The 24,278-nt window shown below is 68.8% G+C and carries 29 protein-coding genes and 1 pseudogene; 12 read left to right on the top strand and 18 right to left on the bottom strand.

All coding sequences use genetic code 11. The features are described 5' to 3' along the window. Window positions 1-397: 397 nt before the first annotated feature. The 4 genes from ACZ7DE_RS38220 to ACZ7DE_RS38205 form a co-directional block, all read right to left on the bottom strand. On the bottom strand, window positions 398-631 hold the full coding sequence (locus ACZ7DE_RS38220; RefSeq protein WP_470769000.1) for a hypothetical protein: 234 nt from the start codon (window positions 629-631) through the stop codon (window positions 398-400). 433 nt (window positions 632-1,064) lie between these two features. After that, window positions 1,065-1,259, bottom strand: coding sequence for a hypothetical protein (locus ACZ7DE_RS38215; protein WP_470768999.1), 195 nt, complete (start codon window positions 1,257-1,259; stop codon window positions 1,065-1,067). Window positions 1,260-1,440: 181 nt separating this feature from the next. After that, window positions 1,441-1,644, bottom strand: a complete 204-nt coding sequence (locus ACZ7DE_RS38210; protein WP_470768998.1) for a hypothetical protein — start codon at window positions 1,642-1,644, stop codon at window positions 1,441-1,443. A gap of 921 nt (window positions 1,645-2,565) precedes the next feature. Next, the gene (locus ACZ7DE_RS38205) at window positions 2,566-3,015 is read right to left on the bottom strand and encodes an ATP-binding protein (protein WP_470768997.1); all 450 of its coding nucleotides are present in this window, start codon (window positions 3,013-3,015) and stop codon (window positions 2,566-2,568) included. Window positions 3,016-3,228: 213 nt separating this feature from the next. On the opposite strand from ACZ7DE_RS38205, the gene ACZ7DE_RS38200 reads away from it, so the two are divergent. Next, window positions 3,229-3,594, top strand: a complete 366-nt coding sequence (locus ACZ7DE_RS38200; RefSeq protein ID WP_470768996.1) for an STAS domain-containing protein — start codon at window positions 3,229-3,231, stop codon at window positions 3,592-3,594. On the opposite strand, the gene ACZ7DE_RS38195 is transcribed toward ACZ7DE_RS38200, so the two are convergent. Beyond that, window positions 3,551-3,847, bottom strand: coding sequence for an ANTAR domain-containing protein (locus ACZ7DE_RS38195; RefSeq protein ID WP_470768995.1), 297 nt, complete (start codon window positions 3,845-3,847; stop codon window positions 3,551-3,553). The genes ACZ7DE_RS38200 and ACZ7DE_RS38195 overlap by 44 nt on opposite strands. Window positions 3,848-4,354: 507 nt before the next feature. Between ACZ7DE_RS38195 and ACZ7DE_RS38190 the strand changes: the two genes are divergently transcribed. Beyond that, entirely contained in the window at window positions 4,355-5,110 is a 756-nt protein-coding gene (locus ACZ7DE_RS38190; RefSeq protein ID WP_470768994.1) for an ASCH domain-containing protein, read from the top strand. 426 nt (window positions 5,111-5,536) lie between these two features. Here ACZ7DE_RS38190 and ACZ7DE_RS38185 read toward each other — a convergent pair whose 3' ends face one another. After that, window positions 5,537-5,800, bottom strand: a complete 264-nt coding sequence (locus tag ACZ7DE_RS38185; protein ID WP_470768993.1) for a hypothetical protein — start codon at window positions 5,798-5,800, stop codon at window positions 5,537-5,539. Window positions 5,801-5,851: 51 nt separating this feature from the next. Then, a complete protein-coding gene (locus ACZ7DE_RS38180) occupies window positions 5,852-6,949 on the bottom strand; it encodes a helix-turn-helix domain-containing protein (RefSeq protein WP_470768992.1) in 1,098 nt (365 codons plus the stop codon). A 251-nt stretch (window positions 6,950-7,200) separates the two neighbouring features. Between ACZ7DE_RS38180 and ACZ7DE_RS38175 the strand changes: the two genes are divergently transcribed. Next, complete coding sequence (locus tag ACZ7DE_RS38175) at window positions 7,201-7,791, top strand: L,D-transpeptidase family protein (RefSeq protein WP_470768991.1); 591 nt, start codon at window positions 7,201-7,203, stop codon at window positions 7,789-7,791. Window positions 7,792-8,094: 303 nt separating this feature from the next. Here the strand turns inward: ACZ7DE_RS38175 and ACZ7DE_RS38170 are convergent, their stop codons facing one another. Then, a complete protein-coding gene (locus tag ACZ7DE_RS38170; RefSeq protein WP_470768990.1) occupies window positions 8,095-8,670 on the bottom strand; it encodes a CGNR zinc finger domain-containing protein in 576 nt (191 codons plus the stop codon). Between the two features lie 103 nt (window positions 8,671-8,773). Between ACZ7DE_RS38170 and ACZ7DE_RS38165 the strand changes: the two genes are divergently transcribed. Further along, window positions 8,774-9,946 carry an epoxide hydrolase family protein gene (locus ACZ7DE_RS38165; protein WP_470768989.1) on the top strand — a complete coding sequence of 391 codons (1,173 nt, stop codon included), beginning with the start codon at window positions 8,774-8,776 and terminating at the stop codon, window positions 9,944-9,946. Window positions 9,947-10,520: 574 nt separating this feature from the next. Here ACZ7DE_RS38165 and ACZ7DE_RS38160 read toward each other — a convergent pair. Both ACZ7DE_RS38160 and ACZ7DE_RS38155 read right to left on the bottom strand, forming a co-directional pair. Further along, window positions 10,521-11,990 (bottom strand): sensor histidine kinase, encoded by a 1,470-nt coding sequence (locus ACZ7DE_RS38160; RefSeq protein WP_391981633.1) that lies wholly within the window; start codon window positions 11,988-11,990, stop codon window positions 10,521-10,523. Further along, entirely contained in the window at window positions 11,977-12,657 is a 681-nt protein-coding gene (locus ACZ7DE_RS38155) for a response regulator transcription factor (RefSeq protein WP_327187359.1), read from the bottom strand. The genes ACZ7DE_RS38160 and ACZ7DE_RS38155 overlap by 14 nt, the downstream gene beginning before the upstream one ends. A gap of 128 nt (window positions 12,658-12,785) precedes the next feature. Between ACZ7DE_RS38155 and ACZ7DE_RS38150 the strand changes: the two genes are divergently transcribed. Beyond that, entirely contained in the window at window positions 12,786-14,312 is a 1,527-nt protein-coding gene (locus ACZ7DE_RS38150) for a glycosyltransferase family 39 protein (protein ID WP_470768988.1), read from the top strand. 71 nt (window positions 14,313-14,383) lie between these two features. Next, window positions 14,384-14,521 carry a hypothetical protein gene (locus ACZ7DE_RS38145; protein ID WP_366885585.1) on the top strand — a complete coding sequence of 46 codons (138 nt, stop codon included), beginning with the start codon at window positions 14,384-14,386 and terminating at the stop codon, window positions 14,519-14,521. Window positions 14,522-14,540: 19 nt separating this feature from the next. On the opposite strand, the gene ACZ7DE_RS38140 is transcribed toward ACZ7DE_RS38145, so the two are convergent. Both ACZ7DE_RS38140 and ACZ7DE_RS38135 read right to left on the bottom strand, forming a co-directional pair. Continuing rightward, on the bottom strand, window positions 14,541-15,044 hold the full coding sequence (locus tag ACZ7DE_RS38140) for a transposase family protein (RefSeq protein WP_470769020.1): 504 nt from the start codon (window positions 15,042-15,044) through the stop codon (window positions 14,541-14,543). A gap of 3 nt (window positions 15,045-15,047) precedes the next feature. Continuing rightward, window positions 15,048-15,883 (bottom strand): annotated as a pseudogene (locus tag ACZ7DE_RS38135) (MerR family transcriptional regulator); the annotation flags it as partial. A 241-nt stretch (window positions 15,884-16,124) separates the two neighbouring features. Between ACZ7DE_RS38135 and ACZ7DE_RS38130 the strand changes: the two are divergent. Beyond that, window positions 16,125-16,517 (top strand): hypothetical protein, encoded by a 393-nt coding sequence (locus tag ACZ7DE_RS38130; RefSeq protein ID WP_470768987.1) that lies wholly within the window; start codon window positions 16,125-16,127, stop codon window positions 16,515-16,517. A gap of 340 nt (window positions 16,518-16,857) precedes the next feature. Here ACZ7DE_RS38130 and ACZ7DE_RS38125 read toward each other — a convergent pair whose 3' ends face one another. Then, window positions 16,858-17,253 (bottom strand): hypothetical protein, encoded by a 396-nt coding sequence (locus tag ACZ7DE_RS38125; RefSeq protein WP_470768986.1) that lies wholly within the window; start codon window positions 17,251-17,253, stop codon window positions 16,858-16,860. Further along, window positions 17,226-17,501 carry a hypothetical protein gene (locus ACZ7DE_RS38120; RefSeq protein ID WP_470768985.1) on the bottom strand — a complete coding sequence of 92 codons (276 nt, stop codon included), beginning with the start codon at window positions 17,499-17,501 and terminating at the stop codon, window positions 17,226-17,228. The genes ACZ7DE_RS38125 and ACZ7DE_RS38120 overlap by 28 nt, the downstream gene beginning before the upstream one ends. 7 nt (window positions 17,502-17,508) lie before the next feature. Here ACZ7DE_RS38120 and ACZ7DE_RS38115 point away from each other — a divergent pair, with 7 nt between their 5' ends. Then, window positions 17,509-17,814: a hypothetical protein gene (locus tag ACZ7DE_RS38115; RefSeq protein ID WP_470768984.1), complete on the top strand. Its 306-nt coding sequence runs from the start codon at window positions 17,509-17,511 to the stop codon at window positions 17,812-17,814. A gap of 440 nt (window positions 17,815-18,254) precedes the next feature. Here the strand turns inward: ACZ7DE_RS38115 and ACZ7DE_RS38110 are convergent, their stop codons facing one another. After that, complete coding sequence (locus tag ACZ7DE_RS38110; RefSeq protein ID WP_470768983.1) at window positions 18,255-18,584, bottom strand: cupin domain-containing protein; 330 nt, start codon at window positions 18,582-18,584, stop codon at window positions 18,255-18,257. Window positions 18,585-18,655: 71 nt separating this feature from the next. Between ACZ7DE_RS38110 and ACZ7DE_RS38105 the strand changes: the two genes are divergently transcribed. Beyond that, entirely contained in the window at window positions 18,656-19,642 is a 987-nt protein-coding gene (locus ACZ7DE_RS38105; RefSeq protein ID WP_470768982.1) for a GlxA family transcriptional regulator, read from the top strand. A 369-nt stretch (window positions 19,643-20,011) separates the two neighbouring features. Here the strand turns inward: ACZ7DE_RS38105 and ACZ7DE_RS38100 are convergent, their stop codons facing one another. Beyond that, window positions 20,012-20,905, bottom strand: a complete 894-nt coding sequence (locus ACZ7DE_RS38100) for a LysR family transcriptional regulator (protein ID WP_470768981.1) — start codon at window positions 20,903-20,905, stop codon at window positions 20,012-20,014. A gap of 139 nt (window positions 20,906-21,044) precedes the next feature. Between ACZ7DE_RS38100 and ACZ7DE_RS38095 the strand changes: the two genes are divergently transcribed. After that, window positions 21,045-21,863: a 3'(2'),5'-bisphosphate nucleotidase CysQ gene (locus ACZ7DE_RS38095; RefSeq protein ID WP_470768980.1), complete on the top strand. Its 819-nt coding sequence runs from the start codon at window positions 21,045-21,047 to the stop codon at window positions 21,861-21,863. A gap of 43 nt (window positions 21,864-21,906) precedes the next feature. After that, complete coding sequence (locus tag ACZ7DE_RS38090; protein ID WP_054238924.1) at window positions 21,907-22,503, top strand: NADPH-dependent F420 reductase; 597 nt, start codon at window positions 21,907-21,909, stop codon at window positions 22,501-22,503. A gap of 446 nt (window positions 22,504-22,949) precedes the next feature. Here the strand turns inward: ACZ7DE_RS38090 and ACZ7DE_RS38085 are convergent, their stop codons facing one another. Next, window positions 22,950-23,168, bottom strand: a complete 219-nt coding sequence (locus tag ACZ7DE_RS38085) for a hypothetical protein (protein ID WP_470768979.1) — start codon at window positions 23,166-23,168, stop codon at window positions 22,950-22,952. On the opposite strand from ACZ7DE_RS38085, the gene ACZ7DE_RS38080 reads away from it, so the two are divergent. Further along, entirely contained in the window at window positions 23,156-23,383 is a 228-nt protein-coding gene (locus ACZ7DE_RS38080; protein WP_470768978.1) for a hypothetical protein, read from the top strand. The two genes, ACZ7DE_RS38085 and ACZ7DE_RS38080, sit on opposite strands and share 13 nt — an antisense overlap. A gap of 293 nt (window positions 23,384-23,676) precedes the next feature. Here ACZ7DE_RS38080 and ACZ7DE_RS38075 read toward each other — a convergent pair. Continuing rightward, on the bottom strand, window positions 23,677-24,278 hold a 602-nt coding region (locus tag ACZ7DE_RS38075), incomplete at its 5' end, for a tectonin domain-containing protein (protein ID WP_470768977.1).

Here is a 24,278-nt window from a genome sequence, read left to right as displayed (position 1 = left end):
AAGGCTCGGTGGCGTGCCCCTCACACGCTCGGTTTGCTCGATGAGGTCCTTCGAGACGGCACGTTCGACGTCTGGCGCCCCGAGGATTCCGACCTCGCTCCAGGCAACGGACGCGGGAGGATCTCCATGCAGATCCTCCTGGATCCGCCCGGCCACGTGCGGCTACCCCTCGCCGACGACGAGATCATCGACCGGACAGTGACCATCCAGACTCTCGCCGGCCGTCCGGTCCGGTTCCTGACATGCGATACCGGACAGCACACCCGCGGATGTGCTGCGGGCCTGACGGTCACCAAGATCCCCACGAAGGATCCCGGCCCGGAACCCGACTGGGATGCCATGGACCCGCGCCAAGCAGGAGGCGCGCAACGGTACCTCTGCCGAGGGCTCCGCGAGCTCATGATTGAACCTGCACAATTGGCGCCCGCCGTAAGGGGGTGTGCGGGGCGGCGTGCGAGGGGCCGGTGCGCTCGATGGCGACGAGGGCGGCGTCGCCGCCGAGGTTTTGGCCCGTGTGGGTCAGGAGATCGCTGCACAGGTAGCGGAGAAGGTCATCCGGTCCCTGCCCTGACCAGGCAGTGAGTCGTTCGGCCAGCGGAGAGAAGTCGCCCTTGATGTTGCGCGCTTCCACGACCCCCGTCCGTGTGGAGCAGGATGATGTCTCCGTCGGCCATGGTGAAGTTCTGGACGGTGAAGACTCACCAGCGCATCGTCGCAGGCAACAGCTCCGCCAGTGCCAGCAGCGCCTGAGGTCGAACCTCCAAGATCGATGCGGTCCGGACGGATCCGCGCCGACCGACGGGACTGCCCGCCCCGCTGCGAATGTAGGAGCGGGCATCGGGGCAGGGGCACGAGCCCGGATGCCCTGCAGGACGGACGTCTCGGCTCGGCAACGCGGGCCCATTCGGCGACACCCACGGCACCTGGCTCGTGGGAGACCCCAGGTCAGGACAACCCGCGGTGGCTGGCCGATGCACTGCGCGGCCCTCGGGTGCCGCTGGACGGCATACGCCTGCTTGGACAGACTCCCTCACGCTTGGAGTGCTCTGCCTCGTCCGCTTCGCTCAGGAAACCGGCTCGGGAACGTCGCCCGGCCTGACCGGCACGATCTCGACCCGGGTGCAGCCCACGGCTTTGAGTTCGGTGCGGCGATGCTTCGCAGACCGTTTGTCGTACCTGCCGGCCGACGCCTGCGGAGTGCCGTCCGGGTCGGTCCACAGGAGGCCGTAGTTCTGCATCACGCTCGTCATGGAGATCATCACTTCCCCTCCTCCGGCGCCGTAAGCACACCGCGAGTCGCCCGTGGACGATCACCCCGGCCGTCGATCCCTCGGCGGCGAGACCTGCTCTCTTGGCTGCCCCACGAACGGGGCCTTCCACCCGTTCCCCGTCACCAGGCCCACCACCCTCGGCCGGCCCGGGGCCCTGCGCCACAGACGGTCACCCGGAAGGTAAGTCCCCAGCGGCGGTGTAACGGGTGGCGGCCTGGATGCTGAGGCCGCACAGGTCGCACAGCCGCCGGGCGTCGCCGCCTGCGGCCTGAACTTCATCGACGATGCGGTCGCCGCGCAGTACGTCGGCGGCGGGGTAGTGCCGATACCGCCAGGGTCGGCTGACCGGCACGGTGGACAGCGCGGTGCGCATGGGTGACGAAGAAGTACCGGTTGGCGGTGTGCGGCCAGCGCCGGGTGCGGTGGGCGAGGGTAGGCATACAGGCGTACGCCGACCGGGTCTGCGATACAGACGGTGCGGCCGGGCAGGGACAGGCGGCCGTCCGCAAGGCCGACGGCGGAGTCGGGCGGATCTCGCTGGCGCGCAGGGCGTGGAAGGCGAGCAGGGCGGTGATCGCGGCGCGGGCGGGGTCGGGGTGCACACAAATCTTCGCTTCTGTCATGGATGCGCCGTGTGGGGGTGGGTACGTTCGCCGGCCACCCGTACGGCATGGTGCGAACGGTGAAACGCCATGGAAGGCACGGCGGGCACGCGGCGGCCGACCAGGAGGTCGAGCCGGGCGGGGGACGGGTGCACAAGCTCATCGCCCTCGGATCCGTTCCCTCTCGGGCTATGTGGCGGCCGGGAGGTGTCGGTCCGATGCGGCTGTGTCGGCAAGGACCACCACGTCGCCTGGGCCGGAAGCTTCTTTAACCGTGTGTCCGAGCTGGACCAGCAGCCCGGTTGCTGCGGCCTGCACGACCACTCGCATGCTGTCGCTGCTCTTACCGTGTCTGGCTGGTTCACGGGCCGGCGAGGTGAACCCCTCCCAGGCCGTCCAGGTCACCAAAGCACCTCGAGCACCTCGGTCACCCGCAGCCCGGGAGCGCCGGTGTCCGTGTCGCCCAGCACATCGAAGCCGGCCTGGGCCAGCGCAGAACTCACCTGCGAGACGAGCTCAGCAGGCGTACACGACACCAAAGCCGCGCGCCCGCAAGAAGGCAGACCATGCCACCGGATTTACCCGGCGCTGAAGGGGCCAGAGCGGCAGGGCGTTCGGGGCTGGTGGCCGCGTCGACGTAGGTGCTGTTGTGCTCGGCCTCGCCGTCGTGAGCGGCTGGCGGAGCTCGGCTGTTACTGGGGGCGGCGTCCGGTGATGTCTCCGCCCGGGTCGTCGGGCAGGGCGATGCGGGCGGTGATGCGTTTGCCGACCGACTCCCTCTGCACCTCGAAGCCCTGGGCGACGGCCATGACGATCTCCAGGCCGTGCTGCCCGACCCGGCCCGCATCAGCGGCCCGCGCCACCGGCAGGACCGGATCGCTGTCCCACACGACCACTTCCACCAGGTCCCCGACAATGCGCAGCTCCATCAGCACCGGTCCGGGCGCGTACTTGCGAGCGTTGGTGACGAGCTCGCTGACCACCAGCTGGGCCAGGTCCATGGCGCGTGCGGACACCGGCAGGCCGTGCTCGGCCTGCACACGGGTGAGGAAGTCCACCGCGCGGTGGCGTGCCTGGGCTATGCAGGATCCGTCGCCGTCCAAGGCGATGGTGTCCTGTATCGAAGGGGCGTCACAGGGCATGACGCTGTCCTCGCCCTCGGGGGCTGATTCCGTCGGATCCACCCGTTTTCCCCCTGTTCACCCGCCTGCACGTACCCCGGACCGTCCCCCGCATGCCCGTGGGCTCGGTTACGCAGAGGGTCGAACGGGTGTTCACCGTAGTATCGGGGCAGGCTGCCAACGCACATCGTGTCGGGACCCGAGCCCCCATCAGCGAGCGCAGTCGAGGAAACCGTGACAGACACCCATGGAGCAGCCCGGCCCGGCGGCCTGTCGGTCGGCCACACCGCCGTCGACGACGTTCAGGTGGTCACTCTGCACGGCGAGATCGACCACACCGTCACCGAGGAGCTCATCGAGGCCCTGCTGTCCCACGGCAGCGGGACGCGGCCGCGGACCGTGGTGGACCTCAGCGGCGTGATCTTCATGGACTCCAGCGGCATCAACGCCCTCATCGCCGCCCACCAGGCCATGAGCGACGCCCAGGGATGGCTTCGTATCGCCGGCGCCCAGGCATCGGTGCTGCGGGTCCTTGAGCTCGTCGGCCTGGACCAGCTCATCGGCTGCCATCCCACCGTCGAACAGGCCCTGGCCCCCTGACCAACACCGGCCCGGCCCGGCCACGGCTTTCTATCCGGCTTCCGCGTCCGGGCGTGAGGCGCCGCCGCACGACCGCGTCCAACTCCAGCTCCACCGGCTCCAGCAGGGGCTGTCCCAACGCCCAGGTGATCACTGTCTCAGCCACCGTGTGCAGCTTGGTGTCGGTGTGCTGGGACACCTCACGCAGCACCTCGAACCCGACCGTGGGCGAGATGCGGTGCAGCGCGACGAGGATCCCGATGGCCTGATCCACAGCGGCATGAGAGTCGTCCGCATGCCGCAACTGGCCCAGTGCGCTGCCGATGCCATGCCCTTTTGCGGCAGCAGGGAGAGCAATACCGTGCTGAGGCCGGATGTTCCGCCCCGACCGTCCAACTCGCGCCGCACTCCGGGCAGTTCGCCGTCCGGTCGGCCTGGACCGCCTCGGTCCGCGCCCGCGCTCTCCGCATCCGCCGCCAGTGCCGCGCACGACAAGCCGACGATCAGAAAACCGCCGCCGCCTTCACCGTCGGCCTCACTGGGCCACCACATCCACGGCAGAGTCGCGGCCCGGGATCGTCGTCCGTGACCACCACCAGCGTCAGCCAGAGCGCTCCATCCCCGCCCACGGGATAGGGGTCCAGCCAAGGTAGGCCGAAACCCTGTGGAGCCCACCTGCATGGCGTGGAATGCTCTTGGGCGACTGCTGACGGAAGGGAAGGTTACAAAGGTGTACGTCCCGTCATCTGCACGAGCTCTCGACGATGACGAGCGTGAGCTCGTGGAGCTGGCACGCCGCACCATAGACGCGCATACCGACGCCGGGCCCGACGAAGACGGGATCCACACGATGGGCGCCGCGGTCATGGCCGCCGACTACCGGATGTTCGCTGGCGTGAACCTCTACCACTTCACCGGCGGCCCCTGCGCCGAACTCGTGGCTCTGGGAGCCGCCCGAGCCCAGGGCGCCCGCCAGATGCGCTGCATCGTCGCCGTGGGAAACCACGGGCGCGGGGTCATCGGCCCGTGCGGGCGCGATCGGCAGGTCTTCGTGGACTACTACCCCACCATGCGCGTCATCGTGCCCACGCCCGCGGGGCTCAGGTCCGTTCTCGCCGCCGACCTGATGCCGCTGGCCCAGCGATGGACCCCGGAGGCGGGCATGAACGGTCTCGATCCATCGCTCTACCAAGACCCCGAGACGGCCGGTCCCCCGATCATTCGGTTCAACCCCCGCTACCTCGAAGTCGTCCGCTCCGGCGCCAAGACCAAGACCACCCGCTTCCGTGACCCGGCCCAGCTCGGGCCGGCACGGCTGGTGTTTGAGAGCGACCCCGAAGTCGTCCTGTCGGCAGAGGTGACCGGCATCAGGCACTGCCTGGTCAGCGACCTCACCAACCAGGACGCCCAAGCCGAGGGGCTAACGACCGCAGCCGAACTCCGGGAAGGCCTCACGGGCCACTACCCAGATCTGGCGGGAACCGACGAAGTCGACGTCATCACCTTCCAGATCAACGACAAGACGGGCGCCACTTAAACGACGGATGCGCCAACGGCGACCAGACCGCGAGGTGACGACCAGCACTGAGGGCCGCCAAGATCCGGCCGTCGGGGAGAGTCCAGATCTCACCGCGCCTCACAGGGCGTCGCCCCCCGCCCGCCAGGTCGTCGCCGAGGCCGAGCGCGGCAAGCTGCTGCGTGGCGTCGAGGGTCGCGGCACAACGCCTTTGCGGTACGCCCGGGTGCGGCATCTCGGTGAGCAGTACAGGGCATCCACCCGCTTGCGGTTGCCGCCCGTGGTCTCGCCCGTGACCCGCCAGTCCTTGCAGATCGGGCACCGCTTCTTCGGACGGTGATATGGGCGACCTTCGCGTAGGGCAGCGGCAAACTCGATGTTGCCCCGCCACCACCTTTCATGCTCGCGCTTCCATCGTCACGCTTTCGTGCGACAGGCCGCTGAACACTACCGACGTGAGCGCCGGCTGCCCTCGGGCAACGGGATGCCGTACTGGCTGCCCGCTTGGACCTTCTTCCCGGCCACGGCCCCAGGATGCTCCCGAGCCCCCGTCACAGCCAGGCGCAGGGCGGTTCTGCGCCTGCTAGCGGGCTGCAGGTCGAGGACGGCGCGCAGCGCCTGGTCCACGCGGGCCATGACGGCGGGGTCGACCTCGCCGAGGAGTTTCGCGCCGTCGAAACGGGCGGCTCTGAGCTGCTCGGGATTCTGCACAGGGCGCGGACTTCGAGGCGACGCTCCTCCGCAGGCATGGCGAAGCGCGACCTACTCCGGTCCGATCAGAAACGTCTGTGTCCCGCCGTCCGTTGCCGTGCAGGGCTCTGTCATGGCCACGGCTCCTATTTCGGCGGCTTCGCCGTGGATGTCAAGGCACAGTTTGTCGTCAAAGGCCGGACGTATGCGCCACCGCTCCGAGCCGCCGTTCCGTTCGATGAGGAACAGCTGGGCCGGGCCGGCCGCGCGGCAGTCGTCCCAGGGTTCGAGTGTGCCGCGGAAGTCGCCGGTGGCCAGTACGGTGAGGCAGCCGGTGCCCTGCCGGGGGTGACGCCATTGGATGCGGTACAGGCCATCGTCGGTGCGCTGGAGGTAGGTGCGCGGTGGGACGGCGTCGGTGCAGGGCCGCTGGACGGCGACGGTCTTGGAGCGGTCGGCACCGGCGAGACGGGTTTCCCCGTCGGTCACGCACAGTTCTGGTGCGAGGGCGGGGCGGATGTGCGAGAAGCCCGGCGTCGGGCCAGGTCCCGTCGGTGTGGGCAGCGGGGTCGTGGCCGACTCGTTGCCCGCACCTTCCTCAGCCGGTGCGCCGTTGTCGTCAGGGAGCAGGTTGAGCGCGCCCACGACGAGCAGGGCGATCGCGCCGAGTGAGCTCAGTACGGCGAGTGAGGCCGTCCTGACGCGGTTGTCGGCGACCGTGGTGCCTCGGCGGCCGGGGGATCCCACCCGGTCGCGGCCCGGTCCGTGCTCCTCGGGCCCGTTTGCGTCGGACCCGTTCGTCCGCTGGGCCTGTCGGTCCTCGGGGGTCCCTGGGACCTCCGGGGCCTTCAGGGCTTGTGGATCTTCTTGAGTCTGCGGGACACCGCTCTGGGTGGAGGCGAGTCGCTCTCGGGCAGCAAGCCATTCGGGAAGGTCCGCTGCGGCGCCGCAGGCCCGCACGAGGGCGGTGACCAGTTCCGCGCGCGGTAGCCCGTCGCGGCGCAGCACGTCCGCCAGTGTGCTGCGCGCCAACACCTCACCGCGCCTGGCGGCCCGGTGCTCGAGCTGGCGATACGTCAGCCCACTGGCCTCTTTCAGCTGCCGTAACAGGGCGACGTACTCGGACGCGTTACGTGCCTCGCCGGGATCCGGCTCCCCCAAGATCGCCATGCGGTCATTGTCGTCCCGTCCACTGCACCCGACAATCCCCGTCCCAGTCAGTTCCGGCGACTGCGTCCGGGTGTCCGGCCGAGCCGCTGACCAGCCCGGACAGGGGCTGGCTGTCCCGGACAGCGCAAACCCTTGCCGGACAGAAGGCTCCCCGCCCAGGCTCTGGTCTGTCGCCGAGGCCGGGCCCAGAAAGGGTGGGCCGGCGGCGGCGCACCCAGGCAACACACACTCAACGAAGAGGAGTTGCTCCCATGCACTCGTACAGTCTGCGTACCCGTATCGCCCCGCTCGTCCTCACGGCGGCCCTGGTCGGCGGTATCGCCGTCACCTCCGCCGCGACGGCCCCGCAGGCTCATGCGGCCGGCGGCGGTTACTACCTGTACTTCAAGAAGAACGCGGCCAACCCGATCAACTCCAGGCTCTACCTCATGAAGAGCGTGCCCAACGCCGCGGACAAGGTCGTCGGCAACGCCAAGTATCGTGCCGGTTCCGGCAACATGAGCAAGAATCCGTGCGCCGTCGGCAAGGGGTGGCTGCCCAACGGCAAGTACAACATCGAGTTTCACCGCACGAACTTCGACGGCATCATCAACGGCTATGTCATCAAGGTGTCCGACATGAGGTGCAAGGACAACGGCCACAGCGGCACCAAGCGCACGGAGCTGTTCGTGCACAGCGAGATGAAGCCGAACGGCGGGCAGGGCAGCATCGAGTCGGAGCGCTGGGATGGCGACAGGGACTACTACTCCAACGGCTGCATCAAGCTGAAGCCGTCCGACATCAAGGACCTGTTCGCCACGGCAAACCGCTACGGCTGGCCGAAGACGCTCACGGTCAAGTAACCCACCGCGCCGGCTGAGAGCGTGGGGGTAGAGCCCCCGCACGCGCAAGAACAGTCCCGCCCGGTACCCGGGCGGGACTGTTCACATCCACCCACATGCAGGGGTGAGGCAGACGTCGGCCCCGGCATCGCACCGGCCAGACGCGCCGAGCCCGGTAGGCGAGCCAGGACGCCGGGCGAAGTCACCGTGCTGGAGCCGGATCATGGGCCACGGCATCGTGGTCAAACGAGGGCGCGGCTCGGCGCGGACGCGGTTCACGCGTGTCGCAGGCATGGAGCCCACCTGGATGTACCGAGGTAACGATCACTGCGCTGATCTGGGGCTTTTGCGCTGGTTGGCATTGAAGCGCGCTTTCTTCTGACGATTCCCGCACGTGTTCATGTCACACCATTTGCGGGTGCGACTTTGACTGGTGTCGAAGAAGGCGGCTTGGCAGGTTGGTGACGCACACAAGGCCAACCTTCCGTCTCGTTCGCCTGCGATGATGCTGATCGCGTCGGCGGCGATCACGCTGAGGGCATCTTCCACACAGGAAACCGAGCCGAGTTGCCATCGGCGCTTACCCTCGGGCGTCAAGATAGCCGCGGCCCGACCTTGAACGCTGCAGTCATTGATGACTTGGACAGCAGATGCAGGGAGAGCGTCCTGGATCGCGGCCGCTGTCGCGGTGGCGTGAATCGACTCCCTCAGTTCCCGAGCGAGTTCGAGCTGGGCAGTGGTGCAGGAGTCCACGGCGAGCTCGTTCACTGCCAGCCAGTCGATGAGTCGCTGCGGCGTGGGAATGCGCTCCACAGCGTCGCCATGACGTTCCGACAGAGTCCCCGTGAAGCTGGTCGCCAGCACGTTACCGAGGCGGAAGTCAGGGAAAGCAGCACGCATAGAACCACCTTAGCCGGTTGCAGCGTCGCTCGGAGAACTGCTAGAACCGTCTTAGCCGGTTCGCGATAGACCGTAGTCGGTTCCACGACGGCCAGGAGGTCTCATGCCCCGCCCAACCAGCGATGTGCAAGCCTTTGAAGCTCACGCAACTGACGCTGACCTCGACGATCTGCGCGTGCGACTGGCCGCGGCGCGACTACCGGAGGCTGAGACGGTCTGTCGCGCCGCGCCGGACCCTCGCCGATGGGATCAGGGCGTTCCTCTCGCCGACCTCGTCGATGTCGTCAACTACTGGCGCACCGGGTACAACTGGCGGTCGTTCGAAGAGCGCCTCAACCGGATCGGCCAGTTCCGCACGACCATTGATGATCTGGGAATCCACTTCCTGCACCGCCGATCCGCGCGCGCAGATGCCACTCCTCTGGTCTTGACGCACGGCTGGCCAGGCAGCATTGCTGAGTTCGTCGATGCAGTAGACGAGCTGGCAGATCCGAAAGATGTAGACGCACCGGCATTCCACGTCGTGGTCCCGTCGCTACCAGGCTTTGGTTACAGCGACAAGCCGACCACCACCGGGTGGGGAACCGAAAAGATCGCAGCCGCATGGGTGGAACTGATGGGAAGGCTCGGCTACAGCAAGTTCGCAGCCCACGGCGGCGACTGGGGAGGCAATATCACCACGGTTCTCGGCGGCAGGTTCCCCGCGCACGTTCTTGGCATCCACACAACGTTCGCGGAGGGACCGCCCGGGTTGACAACGGACGGACTGACGGCGGTCGAGCGCAGGTGGACTGAGGAAACCCGCCATTTCTGGCGCCACCGCGCGGCGTACGCGAAGCAGCAGGCGACCCGACCGCAGACCATCGGCTACTCGCTCGTCGACTCACCGGTCGGGCTTCTTGCCTGGATCCTTGACAAGTTCGCTGAGTGGTCAGACACCGAAGACAGCCCGTTCGAGACGATTTCCATAGACAGAGTTCTTGACGACGTCACCCTGTATTGGCTGACGCGGACCGGCGCATCGGCGGCCCGCATTTACTACGAAAGCCACAACTCGCTGGACCCTGAACTTCGGGTCGACGTCCCGTCAGCAATCAGTATGTATCCGCGCGACATCGAGAAGTGTCCGCGGCCCTGGGCACAGGAGCGGTACCGACAGATCGTCCGATGGAGGTCGGCCGAAGTCGGGGGTCATTTCCCGTCGCTGGAGGTCCCCGATTATTTCGTCAAAGATCTGCAAGAGGGCCTCGCGGCAGTGCTGGCCGTCAATAGGTGAACGCGGCTGGATGCCGGCACTCGATCACCGCCTGCTCCGGTTCAAGGCGTTGCCCGCGCGGTCTCAGCCCGCTACCTGAACGGCATCGGCGGTCGGCACGGCCGTGCGAGCATCCACTTCACCGACGCGCTCGCCCTGCGCAAGCCCGGCTTCGATCGGGTCCGCGTCCTGGACCGCGCCGGCCTGGCCGCCGCACTATTTCGACGAGGGCGAGCCCGAGCAGGCCGCCCAAGCCGCTCAGCAGGCCCTCAATGAGTTGTGTTCATCTTGAACGTGCAGGTCACGGGGGTGGCATGGGTGGGGTGAGGTCATGCTCGTGCTGGTCGGCGGCGGTTGTCTGCGGTGAAGATCGTCGGTCAGCGGGCGATCTCGTGCCAGTTGACGACCATAAGCGCGCGGACGAGCCGGGTTGCCCTTGAAAAGGGATTAGTTCTTCAGGTGTGCGAAGGCGTGTTCGCAGACGGCTCGTTCTGCGGCGATCAGCTGGTTGACCTGCTTCTTCGCGGGCGGGAGCTTCTTGGGCGTGGTCATCTGGTGGTCTTCCGGTTCCGAAGGGCTGCCGCGGTGAAGCGCGTCATTCCTCGGCCGGGGTGGAGGCTCGGGGAAGGCGTAGCTGGAAGCATGCTCCGAGGGGCCGGGGGGTGAGGGTGAGGGTGCCTCGGTGACGGTGGGCCAGGTCGCGGGCGATGGCGAGGCCCAGGCCGGTGCCGCCGTGGTCGCGGGAGCGGGCGTCGTCGAGCCGGACGAAGCGTTCGAAGATGCGCTCGGCGTCCTCGGTGGGCACGCCCGGTCCGTCGTCGTGCACCGTGAGGACGACCCAGGCGTCCTGGTTTCGGATGGTGATCTGGATGCGGTGTGCGGCGTGGCGGGCGGCGTTGTCGATGAGGTTGCGCAGCAGTCGTTCGTATTCGTCCGGGTTTCCGCGTGCGTGTGCGGGGGCGGTGCTGTCGCAGGTGAGGGTCAACGGCCGTTCGGTGAGGGGGTATTGCTCGGTCAGCCGGGAGGCGAGGGCTGTCAGGTCGACGGTTTCGGGGCCGGCTATGAGGGTGCGGGTGTCGAGGCGGGCCAGGAGCAGCAGGTCTTCGGCGAGGGCCTGGAGGCGGCGGGTCTGTCGTGCGGCGGTGGTGGCCGCGGCGGGCCAGTCGGTGCGTTCCGGGTAGGCGAGCGCGACTTCCAGGCTGGCCAGCAGTGTGGTGAGGGGGCTGCGTAGTTCGTGGGCGGCGTCCGCGACGAAGCGGCGTTGCTGGGCGGCGGCGTCGTCGAGGCGCTGGAGGGTGCTGTTGATGGTGGTGGCCAGGGCGGTGATCTCGTGTCCCGTGGCGGGGACGGTGACGCGTTCGCGGGGGTCGCTCGCGGTGACCGAGGCGGTGAGGACGCGGATGGCTTCGACCGGCCGCAGCGCGATTCGGACGGCGAAGTAGGCGGCGGCGGCGATCAGTACGAGGCTCACGAGCCCGGCCCGCAGCAGCAGGAGGTCGGTGGTCTCGGTGATTGCCTCGGCTGTGTGCGGGAGCACCACCACATATACCCGCAGGTTGGCGTCGGCGGTGACGCCCAGAGCAGCGGCTTTGTCATCGCCCAGAACATCGGCCGGGATATTGGCCGTGATGACCTGATTGGTCCCGCCGGCCACAGAGGATTTGTCATGGGGGTCGTAGTCGGGGTTCGCAGGCAGGCGAACGGTAGTAATGAGCTCGGCCCTCAAGGCTTTCGGCGGGGCGGGCATCACGTGGTGGGTGCCGGGAGCGAAGTCGTCCATGCCTCCGCCGTAGGCGACAGCGGTGCGCCGACCGGTCGCGACGACCTCGTACGGCACAGTGCTTATGGAGTCAGGAATGACACCCTGTTGCAACTTGTCGCAGAGAGACCAGAGTTGTTCCTTGGCTTGGTCTTCGGCGATCTGCGTGCTCTGGCGGTAGACGTCGTGGTGCAGCCACCAGCCGATGCCGACCAGGATGACGGCGGCGGCCGAGGCAGCGGCCAGGGCCGCGCGGGCCCGTACCGAACGCGGCCACCAACGGCGCCGCGGCTCAGTCGCGTTCACGGTCGTCCACCAGCCGGTAACCGGTACCCCGTACGGTCTGCAGGGACCGTCGGCCGAACGCGGAGTCCACCTTCTTGCGCAGTGCGCTGACGCGTGCCTCCACCAGGTTGGGATCCAGGGCTTCCTCGGGCCACGCGTGATAGAGCAGATCCGATTTGGAGACCGCCTGACCCGCCCGGCGGGCCAGCAGCTCCAGCACGGCGAACTCCCTGGGCGTGAGTTCCACCCGGGCCCCGGCCCGGCGGCAGACCCGGCCGGCGACATCCAACGAGAGGTCGCCCACAGCAAGGACGGGCGGGGCGACCGTGGCGGCCCGTCTGACCAGCGCTCGCAGCCGTGCGACGAGCACCACGTAGGAGAATGGTTTGGCCAGGTAGTCGTCGGCCCCCGTGTCCAGGGCCTCTGCCTGATCCCACTCCCCGTCCTTGGCGGTGAGTACCAGGATGGGGGTCGCGTTGCCCTCCCGGCGCAACTGGGCGCAGACCTTGTAGCCGTTGAGTCCGGGCAGCATCAAGTCCAGTACGACAAGGGCGTATTCGCCGGTCCGGGCCATCCACAGTCCCTGCCGGCCGTCATGGGCGAGGTCGACGCTGTAGCCCTCGGCGGTCAGACCGGTGTGCAGGGTGTGGGCAAGGTCCACCTCGTCTTCGACTACCAGGATGCGCATGCGGTGCAGCCTCGCACAGCGCCGGCCCGCCTTCCTGATCGGCTGGTCAGGTTGGGTCAGCCTCCGGTCAACGAGGTCCGGGCACGCTGGCGGAGTGTCTTCGCCACTGCTGAAAGGCCCTGTCGCCGATGTCCGTTGATGAACGTGCCCCCGTCGCGGCCCAGACGGTTTCCCCTCCTGTGCCCGCCCGTCGACAAACACCGGGCCCGGCCAAGGCCGTTGTCGTCATCGCGCCCTTGGCACTGACCATCGCTCTGGGGCTCTGGGGTATCCGCAGGAAGAACACCATGTGGGGGGACGAGTCCGTCACCTATCAGCTCGCGCACCGCGATCTTTCGCAGATATGGCTCACCGCCCAGCACATTGATCTGGTCCATGCCCTCTACTACGCCGTGATGCACGAGATCTTCGGCCTCTTCGGCGGAGGGCTGCTGACATTGCGGCTGCCGTCCGTGCTGGCTATGTCCGTGGCGGCGAGCGGAGTCGGGCTTCTGGCGCTACGCCTGGCGGGACCCCGTGCCGGGCTGCTGGCCGGGCTGGTGTTCCCGCTCCTTCCCCAGGTACAGAAGTACGCGCAGGAAGGCCGCTCGTATGCCATGGTCTGTGCCCTGCTCACTTGGGCCACCTATGCGCTCGTGGTCAGCGTCCCGCATCGCACCCGGTGGCGATGGGCGGTCTATGGCTCCACCATGCTGCTGGCCTGTCTGCTCCATGAGTTCGCGGTCCTCGCCCTGGTCGCACACGGCGTCACACTGGTCGTCTCCCGTGCTCCACGACCGGTGCTGAGGGCGTGGAGTGTGGCTGCCGCGTGCGTCGTGGCCGGGCTGTTGCCGCTGGCAATCTGCAGTGCGGGCCAGTCGGAGCAGGTGTCCTGGATCGGCGGACCGGTGCGGCCTGGTTATTTTCTGGTGGTGGCGGTCGTGGGCGTGGCGTGTGCCCTGGCGCCCCTGAGGGTGAGGGGGCCCGTGCGGCTTTCCGCGCTGGCTGTGCCGATTCTTGCGCTTCCGGGCCTTCTGCTGCTGATCGCCTCACTGGTCAAGCCCCTTTTCGTCGACCGGTATGTGCTCTACAGCAATATCGGAGTCGCCTTGCTGCTGGGCGCCTGGACGGACTACTTCCTCCGGCGGCAGCGGTCTTCCCGCTACGCGTGGATCGCGGCGGTTGCCGTACTGGCCGCGCTCGTCCAGCCGAGCCTCTCGCTGAGGACGCCCCAGAGCCGGAGCAATGACGTCACCGCCATCGGCGCCACCGTACGCAAGGAAGGCCGTCCCGGCGACGGTCTGCTCTATCTCTCCGGCCAGCACCGGATCCTGACTGCGGCCAACCCCGAGGACACCCGTTTCCTGACAGATCTCGCCCTGGCACAGGACCCCGTTTCGTCGAACACACTTGCAGGTGTCGAGTTTCCCGCCCTGGAAATTGCGGCACGCATGCTGGAATTCGACCGGATCGTCGTGGTCCGCGCGGCGGGTACGCACTCGACCAACCCGCAGGAGGAAGCGAAAACAAGCACCCTGCGGCGCCACTTCCGCGCGTACGGAACAACCCACGTCAACGGGGCGCGAGTCACCGTCTATGTCCGAGACCACGACCCGTCTCGGAAGGCCGGTCCTGGGTCCAACAGCCCGAGAGAGAGCGGTGGGGTGATGAGGTGACCGCGACTGGCGCCGGCCGGCCAGCACCACCGCCGTCACGCTGTCCCGACCCGGAAGCCATAGACCTCGGCTTGCCGATCGCTGCTGCCGTGGGAGGCTGCGGCTGTTCTCCGCCGCTGCCCAACTGGGAGGTGCGCAAGCTGAAGTTGCTGGTCACAGGGCTGGTGTGCGTGGGCATCGGGATGCTCGTGCTGGTCGCTGGCAGGTGACTTTGGTGAAGATCGTCGGTCATCGGGCGACTTCGCGGTTCGTGAGGACCAGCAAGGCCCTGACCAGGGAGGTCGCCCAGGAGGGGTCGGTGCGCACCATGCCGAGGACGCGCCAGTTCTTGAGGTGGGCAAAGCCGTGCTCGACGGGTGCCCGGACGGCCGCCAGTGCCGTGTTGGACAGCTTCTGGCCTCGCGTCAGGGGCCGGTTCCGGGCGGCCTTGTAGCCGGTGATCACCGCCGGTTCGGCGTCGGGGCCGCCGTCGTCGAGGCCGACGAATCCCAGGTCGGCGATGGCGCCGAGCCCGACTTCCCGCAGTTTCCGGGTGAGCTGGTCGTGCCGGCAGGCGGTGATCTCCGAGGTGCGCCCTGGGCGGGCCGCCGAGATCCACAGCAGCCGGCCCCGGTCGTCGGTGAGGGCGATCACGAGCAGGCCGTGGCACTTGTTCTTGCCGGAGTAGTTCTTCCGGTTCTCCTTCCCGGTTCTGCGCCGGGTGCGGACCACCGATCCGTCCAGCAGTACCATGCCGCCACCCATTCGGGCGATCTTCTTCAGGGCCCGGTCCCTGCGGGGGTCACTCACGCTCTCCAGCCGAGTCGCCAGCCGGCGGCGAAGCTCAACGTCGTCGGGGCGGCCCAGGAGGTGCGCGCACTGCGCCGTGAACGCAGCGGCGATTGGATCGGCCGGCCGAGGCCGGGTCGATGCCGGCGGCCAGGGCCGAGCCGACCTGGTCACGGACGACTGCGGCAATGTCGCGGCGCGGGCCCATCATGTCGCTTCGGGGCTGCTCGGCCACTTGGTCCTCGGCCATCCGCCGCACCATGGCGCGGAAAGCCGGGTCCAGGGAATTGCGGCCAACTGCACCCATGCCCGGACCTGCTCTGCCTCTGAGTTGTCGGGCAACTCGGGGGTCATCGAGCGCATGACCCCGCGAATGCGGAGGCGGCGTCAAGACCGCCGAAGACGGCGTCGAGGAAATCGCCGATCAGACGTCGGCGTTCGTCCTCGGAAAGCTGGGCCAGCCGGTGCATGAGTTCCGTCTCCTCAGGTGTGGACCCGCGCTCGGCCACCGCCATCAGCACCGCCCGCCGCAGGCGCAGGACGCGGATCTGCCCTGCCAGTGCTTCGGCGTGCGCCGCGGCGACCTCGGGAAGCGAGAGCTCGCGGTCCACGACCTTGCGGATCGTGGGAAGGTCCAGTCCCAGCTCGTGCAGGGTCCGCACGAGGTCCAGGCGTGCGACGGCGTCGATGCGGTAGAGGCGGTAGCCGGCCGGGCTACGGTCCGTCGGCACCACGGTTCCGCGATCGGAGTAGAACCGAATGGCCTTGACCGTGAGACCGGTCCGTCGAGCGAGCTCGCCGATCGAGTAAAGCGTGTCGCCGTCCCTGCCCCCACTTTTGTGTCTCCCCCTACTGGAGACTCAAGTCCCTTCGCCTGCCAGCAGGCAACCCACTCCTCATCCACAAGTCTTGGCAATTCCTCCGTCGCGCGGCCGGAAGATCTCGTGGGCCATGGCTGGCGCCTGCGCAGGCCGGCGGGCTGACGCGGGCCGGACGGGGCATCCGCAACTACACCAGGAACAGCCCACCCACCGGGAGCCATCCGTGACCCGACACCTCGCCCTCGCCCTCGCCTGCCGCACCCTGGCCCTCACCGCACTGGCGGCCGCGGCCTGGCTGCTCGTCAACCACGAGTGGCTGCTCGGCATCCTCGTCGTCTGGGCCGCGCCCAGCCTGCTCGCCGCCGACGGCCTATGCCGGTCCGCGCACCACCGCGCGCGGGCCGAGGCACAGCACGCGGCACGGCTGGAGGCCGGCGAGCAGGTCCGGCAGCTCACGCCGTGCTGCCTGTACTGGAAGCACTCCGGCGGCCAGGTCCACGGGCCGGACTGCACCCGCCCACCCCTCCCCCACCGCGACACCTACCGCCTCGACGACGCCGCCCGAGCCGCGTTCGACGAGATCGTCCGCCACTACAACGACCGGAGTGCGGCCTGACGGGCCCGCCGTCCGCTTCGAGTGGAAGGTGGGGAGGCGGCCTGGTTGTCGCGGGACACGACGTCGGTGATGCAAGCCGAGGAGAAGCGGCCGGGCAAGACCATCGCGTGGTGCTGCCGGAATCTAACCGAGAGCACGTGGGGAGCGTCGTCTACGGTCGCAACGGCAAGCAAACCATCAACTGGCTGGCCAGGGCGGGTTCTAGCGGCCCCATCGAGGCGACCCCAACTGGGCCCAGTTCGCGGATGATTCGCGAAGATCGAGCGCCATGAGGCGGCTCCGGGGGGCGGTTTGATTTGGGCCCACCCCGAACGGGGGTTGAGCTGGTTGTTCGGGGCGGTCAGGCAGCTGTCGCCTTTTCCGCAGGTGTGAGCTGTGTCTGCGGAGCGCGCTGGTGGCGTTGCGCCCAGCGGACGGCGGGTGGTGCCGCCAAGCCGGTCAGCGCGAACATGGCTCCTGCGACATACCACCCGGGGCGGCCCCAGGTCATGCAGAGGGCGATGAGCAGTCCTGGGCCGAGGGCCTCGGCAATGCCCGCGCCAAGGCCGAAGACGCCCAGGTATTGGCCGGTAGCGTGCTGCGGGGCGAGGGCGAAGGACACCTCGAAGCCAGCGGCGGAGTTCCACAGTTCGCCGACCGTATGGATCACCACCGCGGTGACGAGCAGGGTTGCGGCGGCCCACGCCGGTATGCCTGCGGACAGCGAGATCAGTGAGCAGGCGATGAGGAAAGCCACGCCTGCCCGGCGGGGAGGATGCCTCGGTCGCTGCCGCTGCGGAGGCGGCGGAAGCCGACACGGCAGTCGCGGCTGCGCTTACCGCCCGCGATGTCTACGACGACGGCCATCTTCAGTCCGCCCGCATGGCCGCGCAGCAGGCCGAGAAGGAGGCTCACGGCCTGAGCCGTGACGTCGCTCAGTTCAAGGAACGTCTGAAATCGGCTGACCACATCAGTGCTCAGAAGAAGGTCATCAAGGGCGGCCAAGGAGCAGATGGGAGCGGCGCAGGCCGCCCGGGACGCTGCGGTCACCGCCCACGACGTGCGCCGTAAGGAAGTCACCGGTCGTTGGGCGGAGTTCTTCCTCACCCGGCTGCAGCAGATCAATCCCGACGTCGAGACTGCTTCCATCGACCCGGGCGACTTCACCACGCGCGTCAAGGAGCGGCACACCACCGACAAGCCCTTCGCCGAGAGCTCGGTCGCCGGCAGCCCAAGGTGGCCACCAACGCCGCAATGCTCCTGGCCCTGCGCGACCTCGGCCGCGCCGACCCCGGCGTCCGCGTGCCCCCGCTCCTGATCATCGATTCGCCGCCTACTGGCCTCGGAGCCCAGGGCCTGGACCACGCCAGCGGGCTGCGCCTGATCGACACGCTCATCGACATCGCCGACGACGCCTCCCCCGACGGCTACGCCTGTCAGGTCATCGCCGCCACCAACGACCCTCTTCCCCGCCCCTATCCCGGCGTGCGAGAAAATCCTTATCGAAACAGACAACAGGTTCTTCGACCACGCCCCCTGCCGCGACACGCCTCCCCTGTACTACTTGAACGGCATGCAGGGCTGGCTCTCTGTCCCTGCTGGCTGCGTACCGGAGGGCCCCGCCATGGCGGGCCGGACATGAGGCAACCGTGCTGGCAGACCAAACGTGGGCCTGGGCACGGTCGATGCTGCGGGGGCGCGGTCGAGGTCGGGGGCGTGCGAGGTCGAGGTCGCAAAGGGCCATATGAGGCAACGAGGCTATAGCACTGTGATGCCCAGCATGCGTGCTCCGAGTTCGGTGCGCGGGCGGTGGCGGCTGCCGGGGGCGAAGACCACGTACGTGCCCGGGCCGTGGCGCTCCTCGCCCTCGATGACCTCGCCATCGAGCACGAAGTAGCGCTCCTCCGACTCGTGGACGTCGACTGCCGGCCACTGGCTGCCGGGGCCGAAGTCGATGAGCCAGCCGCGGGCGTGGTCGGTGCGGGGGAGGCGACGGCGGACGATGCCGGGGGCGACCTCCTCGGCATCGACCTGGTCGGTGTGCACAACGGTGACGAGAGCGCTGGGTTCGCTGCGTTCGATGGTCATGAGCTCATCCTGCGGGGGCCTCCAGGCCTCGTACGAGAGTCTGAAATGACATCTGTGGGTATATTCCTGCCATGGCTGTCCACCGGATTGTCGCGCTCCTCAACGAACCCCAGTCGCCCTTCGAACTCGCCTGTGCCGCCGAGGTGTTCGGCGGCGTACGGCCCGACCTGCCCGTCCGCTACGACGTCCGGCTGTGCGCCGAGCGGTCGGGACCGCTGCGGACGACCGTCGGGCACGCGCTGCTCGTCGAGGCGGGACTGGAGGCGCTCGCGGAGGCGGACACCGTTGTGGTGCCGGGGTGGCAGCCGCCCGGGGGCACGGTGAGCGGGGCGGTGCTGGAGGCGGTGCGCAGCGCTCACCGGCGTGGGGCGCGGGTCGTGTCCATCTGCACGGGCGCGTTCGTCCTCGCGCGGGCAGGGCTGCTCGACGACCGCCGGGCGACCACGCACTGGCGCCGGACGGCCCAACTGGCCGCAGCTTTCCCTGCTGTGGAGGTCGTCTCCGACGTGCTGTACGTCGACCACGGAGACGTCGCCACCAGCGCGGGCAGCGGCGCCGGGATAGACCTGTGCCTCCAGCTCGTACGCCGTGACCAGGGCGCCGGGTACGCCGCGGCTGTCGCCCGCAGCATGGTGCTGCCACCGCACCGGGAGGGCGGCCAGCTCCAGTACGTGAGTCCGCCCGGGGCGCCGGAGAAAACGGACGACTCGCTCGCGCCGCTGCTGGACTGGGCGCTCGGCCGGCTGGGCGAGGAACTGGGGGTGGGACGGCTCGCCGGGCGGGCCGGGGTGTCCGAGCGGACGCTGGCCCGACGGTTCGCGCGGCAGCTCGGGGTCAGTCCGGGGCAGTGGGTGCTCGCGCGGCGAATCGAGGCGGCGCGTGTGTTGCTGGAGGAGAGCGACCTGCCAGTGGAGACGGTGGCCGCGCGGGTCGGATTGTCGTCGGCGGTGAATCTGCGACGACACTTCCGGGCAGTGCTGGGGACCACGCCGGGGGCCTATCGGAGGGTGTTCGGAGAGAGCCCGGCAGTGCCCCAGTGCGAGATCCGCCGGCCCTGACTCGTGCAACGGCCAACCGTGCACGAGTTCGTTAGACGATGGAGCCCGCACCAGCTTGATCGAGCTGCGATTCGCCACCTGCAACTACCCCTCACATCAGCCGGACTCGCCCAAGGCGGATCTCAAATACCGACCGATCGCGAAAACCATCCGGGCCCGCGCGGATGCGCTGCCGGCCACCAGCGAAATCCCGGTGAGATTGATCTGCACACCGGCGATCCGCGATTGTGAGCCGCAGACGTCGGTCTGGCTTCCTCCACGGCCAGCGCCCGCACGGACAGGCCGCTGCTGACGTTCAAGCAGATCGCCGTGGTGGTCGCGTGGATCGTGGATGTATGGGTGACGCAGCCACGGCGCCGACGACGCTCCTCACAGGGCCAGCGCGGTTCGCGCCAGTCCGCGCAGCCAGGCGTGGGCGTGATCGGTGTCGTAGCGCTGATGCCATGACAGGTATATCGGTGCCGACGGCAGTTCGAGCGGGAGGGGGAGCACGACCAGGCCGAGGTCGGCGACCGCTGACCGCGTGGTGGCTTCGGGGACGCTGATCAGGACGTCGGAGCCGCGCGCGAACTCCAGAGCGGCCCCTTCCGTGGGCGCGGTCGCCACCACACGGCGGGTGAGGCCGAGCCGGGCGAGGGCGTCGTCGATGGCGTTGGTGAGGTTTCCACGTCGCGAGACGGTGACGTGTTCAGCATCGGCGTACTGCTGTGCGGTGAGGGTCCTGACGCGGGTGAGGGGGTGCCCCTGCCTCGCGACGACGACGAGGCGGGTCTCGCCCACGTTCTCGGCACGGATGTCCGGTGCGCTCGGGCGGTTCGAGTTCGCCTCCAGGTCGACCTCGCCGCGCCGCAACTCGGGGGTGTCGATGCTCGATTCCGCGACGAAGCGCAGTCGCACACCCGGCGCCTGTCCGCGCACGGCCGCGAGCAGTGCGGGACCGCTCAAGGCGACGAGGGAATCGTGCCAGCGGAGTGTGAACGTGCGCTCGAGCGTTGCCAGATCGAGTTCACGGCTCGGTGCCAGCACCCCCTGGACCTGGTGCAGCAGCTCGTGCACCTGTTCCCGGACGGCGATCGCATACGGCGTCGGGGTCATCGTTCGGCCGGTGCGCACGAGGATCTGATCCCCGGTCGTGCGCCGGATCCGGCCCAGACTCCGACTCATCGCGGGGGCGGTGACATGCAGGCGCGCCGCCGCCCCGGCCACACTGCCCTCCTCCAGCAACGCGTCGAGCGCGGCGAGCAGGTTCAAATCCAATTGCATGTGAGTAATCCTAGCCGTGCCTGACATGCATTTGAAGTTAATGGCTGGGCTGCCTACCGTTGAGGCGAAAGCGCAAGAAGTAACGCGCAGTTCGGCACTCGACCGGCCTCAGCACCCCTCCTCAGACGGGAATACCGCCATGTCCGAAACGCTCCAGACCACCGACGTCGCCGCCTCCGACGCCGACCTGCTCGCCCAGACCGCGATCGCCGTGCGTGAGGCGGGTTCGGCGCTGCGCGAGCGCTTCGGCGAGGTGGTCCGCTACCAGAGCCGCGAAGAGCTGATGAGCGCGCTGGCCGTCAACGACGACGCGGCTCTCGACATCCTGCGTCCCCGTCTCACGAGCCTGCGCCCGCAGGCCGGCTGGGTGGAGGACGAACTGGACGGCGGGGCGCTGCCGGCCGGCGAGTGGTGGGTCGTGGATCCGGCCGAGGGCAACGTCAACCACCTGCACGCCCTGCCGGAGTGGGCGGTGACCGCCACCCTCGTGCGGGAGAACCAGCCGGTGCTCACCGCAGTGCACCTGCCGTTGACCGGCGAGACCTACACCGCGCTCACCGGCGCGGGCGCCCACCTCGACGGCCGGCCGCTGCACGTCTCCCAGACCGCCGACCTCGGCCTGAGCATCGTGGCCACCAGCCAGGCCCGGCCGGACGAGGAGGAAAAGGTCGTGCGGCGGGTCGGCTCCTCGATCACCGCGATGCTCTTCGACGCGCTCGTCGTCCGCGTCGCCGTGCCCGCGACCCTGCACCTGCTGAACGTAGCCGCCGGCCGGATCGACGCCTTCTGGCAGTTCGCCGGCGCCCGCGCGGACCTGCTTCCCGGAGCGCTGCTCGTCACCGAGGCCGGCGGACGGATCTCCGACGCCGAGGGCCGCCCCTGGACCCCTCAGAGCCAGAGCTTTGTGGCCGCCGCGCCGGGCGTCCACGCCGAGGCCGTGTCCACGCTCTCGCGCTGACCGCGCACTACAACCCGCACGCCCACGGAAGGACCAGATCATCATGACCAAGATCGCAGTTCTCGGAAACGGCCGCGTCGGCGGCAACCTGGCCGCGGCCCTCGCCCGGGCAGGACACGAAGTGACAGTGGCGGACCGCACGCCGGGCGCCGCCGCCGACGCCGCCCGGACTGCCCGGATCGTCATCAACGCCACCCCGGGCGCCGGCTCGCTGGACCGGCTCGCCGCTCTGCGCGAAGAACTCCGGGACAAGATCCTCGTCGACGTCTCCAACGCCACCACCGACGGACCGGACGGACTGCCCGCCGATCTGATCTACCCCGGCTCGAGCCTGGCCGAACAGCTCCAGAAGGCGCTCCCCGAAACGCGCGTCGTCAAGACACTCAACACCATGCTCTTCCCGGTGATGACCTCGCCGGACACGCTCGCCCAGACACCGACCGTGTTCCTCTCCGGCGAGGACGCGCAGGCCAAGCAGAGCGTCCGCGAACTGCTCACCGACCTCGGCTGGCAAAAGGAATGGATCACCGACCTCGGCGGGATCCAGACCGCCCGCGCCACGGAGGCCGCGATCCTGTTCGTACCTCACGTCATCCGTTCCACCGGATTCACACCCTTCGCGATCTCAATCGCCCGCTGACTGTCGAGCTGCGCCGGCTGGAGGTAGCCGGAGCCGGCGCGTGGCATGGATGGGTTCCCGGTGGGACACGATCGTGGGATGTACTGTCCGACTTGGTGGCGGAGCCGACGTTGACCTGGGGGCGTCAGGCACAAAATCTCGCCTCGTCAGTCATCCGCCAGAACTTGAACCCGGCGACGTCCTCTTCGTCGGCGTCGTGCCAAGCCCGGCCCGCCGCATCAAGGAACCCCAGCCAGACGGCTACCGCAAAGGCGTACTTCTCCTCCGCGTGCCCGCGCTCGCGTTGCGCATCCGCGCTGAGGCGAAGAACCCGTTGACCTCTGGCACCGACCAACCATCGGCCCGCAGCAGCAGCGGCTGTCCCGTCTGCGTGCCGTGCGCGTGCGCCCACTCCGCCAGCGGCGGCCACTCACAGTCACTGAAGTCTCAGCAACAGTCGGTTGTCGCTAGAGACCCCCACCACAACCGATCACGATGCGGCGAGGACCGGCGGGCAGGTCGGCGAGGTTGGCGATGAGTTCGCTTTGCCTCGTGGCAGCCTCGTACGACTTCCCCCGGACCTGACCGACGCCCAGGACGAGCTCCGCCAGGTCCGCGCTGAACTGCAGACGCTCTACCAGCGGGTGCCGTGGTCGGTCGAACCGCTGGATGCGTGGGAGACGCACGAGAACGCCTGGCGGCAGTCGTCCCGCCCCGCCTCCCCCGGCTGGGATCCCCAGGACGCGGCGGAGATTGCCCGGCTACGGCGCGGGAACGCGAACTTGCCACGGCGATCGTCACGCACGCGTACTGGAGCGAGTTCGCCCCGGCCGACGTCCTCGCGGCCCGAAACGCGCTCAAGCACCACCACGAACAGCAGGCGGTCGGCGCCTCCAGCTAGCCGCCGAACGCTCCCTCAAGCCGGTCGGCCGTCGCGCGCACGAGCCGGTCCAAGACGTCGTCCACCGAGGCCGCCCCTACTCGGTCGGGTGAAGACGGCGGGATCGGAGAACCTCTGCGGCCGCCGACCGGCATGACGCAGATCAATGACGCGCATGTGGCCGTGCCGGGCCTGGCTGTGGTGGAGGTCGCGGCTGCGCTGCGATGAGGGAGTCGAAGTTTGCCGTGACCGCCACCCAGGTGCAGGGCCCCGGTCGCTGCGGACTGGGACCCTGCACGACTTGCTCACGCAGGTCAGCTCGGTTGGTCTCCGGTGTAGCGGTAGATGCCGCCCCCGGAGTTGACGACCCAGACGGTGCCGTCGGCAGCCGCGCCGACGTCGACCGCGCTGCCGGGGATGCCGGTCCAGGGGTTGGCGTCGTGGCCGGTGTAGCGGTAGATCTGGTTGGAGGAGTTGATGCCCCAGACGTTCGTCCGGGAGCCGGCGGAGATGCGGGACAGGCCGCCCGAGACGCCCACCCAGTCGGTGGAGCCCTGGTCCCCGGTGTAACGGTAGATTCCGCCCGCGGAGTTGACGTGCCACACCGTCCCGTCGGCGGCCACACCGATGTCCACCGCCTTGCCCGGGATACCGATCCACGGGTTCGCGTCGTGCCCGGTGTACCGGTAGATCTGCCCCAACGAGTTCACCCCCCACACATGGGTCCGCGACCCCACCGAGATGCGGGTCAGCCCGCCGGCGACGCCCACCCAGTCGGTGGAGCCCTGGTCCCCGGTGTAACGGAAGATCCCACCGGCGGAGTTGACGTGCCACACCGTCCCGTCGGCGGCCACACCGATGTCCACCGCCTTGCCCGGGATACCGATCCACGGGTTCGCGTCGTGCCCGGTGTACC

The sequence above is a fragment of the Streptomyces sp. NPDC037083 genome (assembly GCF_055606485.1).
Note: the sequence above shows the minus strand (reverse complement) of the source record. Positions and strands in the feature narration are given on the sequence as shown.

Excerpts from the sequence above, each read along its gene's own strand:
- ACZ7DE_RS38215 (WP_470768999.1), bottom strand. The coding sequence starts at position 1,259 with ATGATCTCCATGACGAGCGTGATGCAGAACTACGGCCTCCTGTGGACC.
- ACZ7DE_RS38210 (WP_470768998.1), bottom strand. The coding sequence starts at position 1,644 with ATGCGCACCGCGCTGTCCACCGTGCCGGTCAGCCGACCCTGGCGGTAT.
- ACZ7DE_RS38205 (WP_470768997.1), bottom strand. The coding sequence starts at position 3,015 with ATGCCCTGTGACGCCCCTTCGATACAGGACACCATCGCCTTGGACGGC.
- ACZ7DE_RS38180 (WP_470768992.1), bottom strand. The coding sequence starts at position 6,949 with ATGGCGATCTTGGGGGAGCCGGATCCCGGCGAGGCACGTAACGCGTCC.
- ACZ7DE_RS38175 (WP_470768991.1), top strand. The coding sequence starts at position 7,201 with ATGCACTCGTACAGTCTGCGTACCCGTATCGCCCCGCTCGTCCTCACG.
- ACZ7DE_RS38170 (WP_470768990.1), bottom strand. The coding sequence starts at position 8,670 with ATGCGTGCTGCTTTCCCTGACTTCCGCCTCGGTAACGTGCTGGCGACC.
- ACZ7DE_RS38165 (WP_470768989.1), top strand. The coding sequence starts at position 8,774 with ATGCCCCGCCCAACCAGCGATGTGCAAGCCTTTGAAGCTCACGCAACT.
- ACZ7DE_RS38155 (WP_327187359.1), bottom strand. The coding sequence starts at position 12,657 with ATGCGCATCCTGGTAGTCGAAGACGAGGTGGACCTTGCCCACACCCTG.
- ACZ7DE_RS38150 (WP_470768988.1), top strand. The coding sequence starts at position 12,786 with ATGTCCGTTGATGAACGTGCCCCCGTCGCGGCCCAGACGGTTTCCCCT.
- ACZ7DE_RS38140 (WP_470769020.1), bottom strand. The coding sequence starts at position 15,044 with ATGGTACTGCTGGACGGATCGGTGGTCCGCACCCGGCGCAGAACCGGG.
- ACZ7DE_RS38115 (WP_470768984.1), top strand. The coding sequence starts at position 17,509 with ATGGGAGCGGCGCAGGCCGCCCGGGACGCTGCGGTCACCGCCCACGAC.
- ACZ7DE_RS38110 (WP_470768983.1), bottom strand. The coding sequence starts at position 18,584 with ATGACCATCGAACGCAGCGAACCCAGCGCTCTCGTCACCGTTGTGCAC.
- ACZ7DE_RS38105 (WP_470768982.1), top strand. The coding sequence starts at position 18,656 with ATGGCTGTCCACCGGATTGTCGCGCTCCTCAACGAACCCCAGTCGCCC.
- ACZ7DE_RS38100 (WP_470768981.1), bottom strand. The coding sequence starts at position 20,905 with ATGCAATTGGATTTGAACCTGCTCGCCGCGCTCGACGCGTTGCTGGAG.
- ACZ7DE_RS38095 (WP_470768980.1), top strand. The coding sequence starts at position 21,045 with ATGTCCGAAACGCTCCAGACCACCGACGTCGCCGCCTCCGACGCCGAC.
- ACZ7DE_RS38090 (WP_054238924.1), top strand. The coding sequence starts at position 21,907 with ATGACCAAGATCGCAGTTCTCGGAAACGGCCGCGTCGGCGGCAACCTG.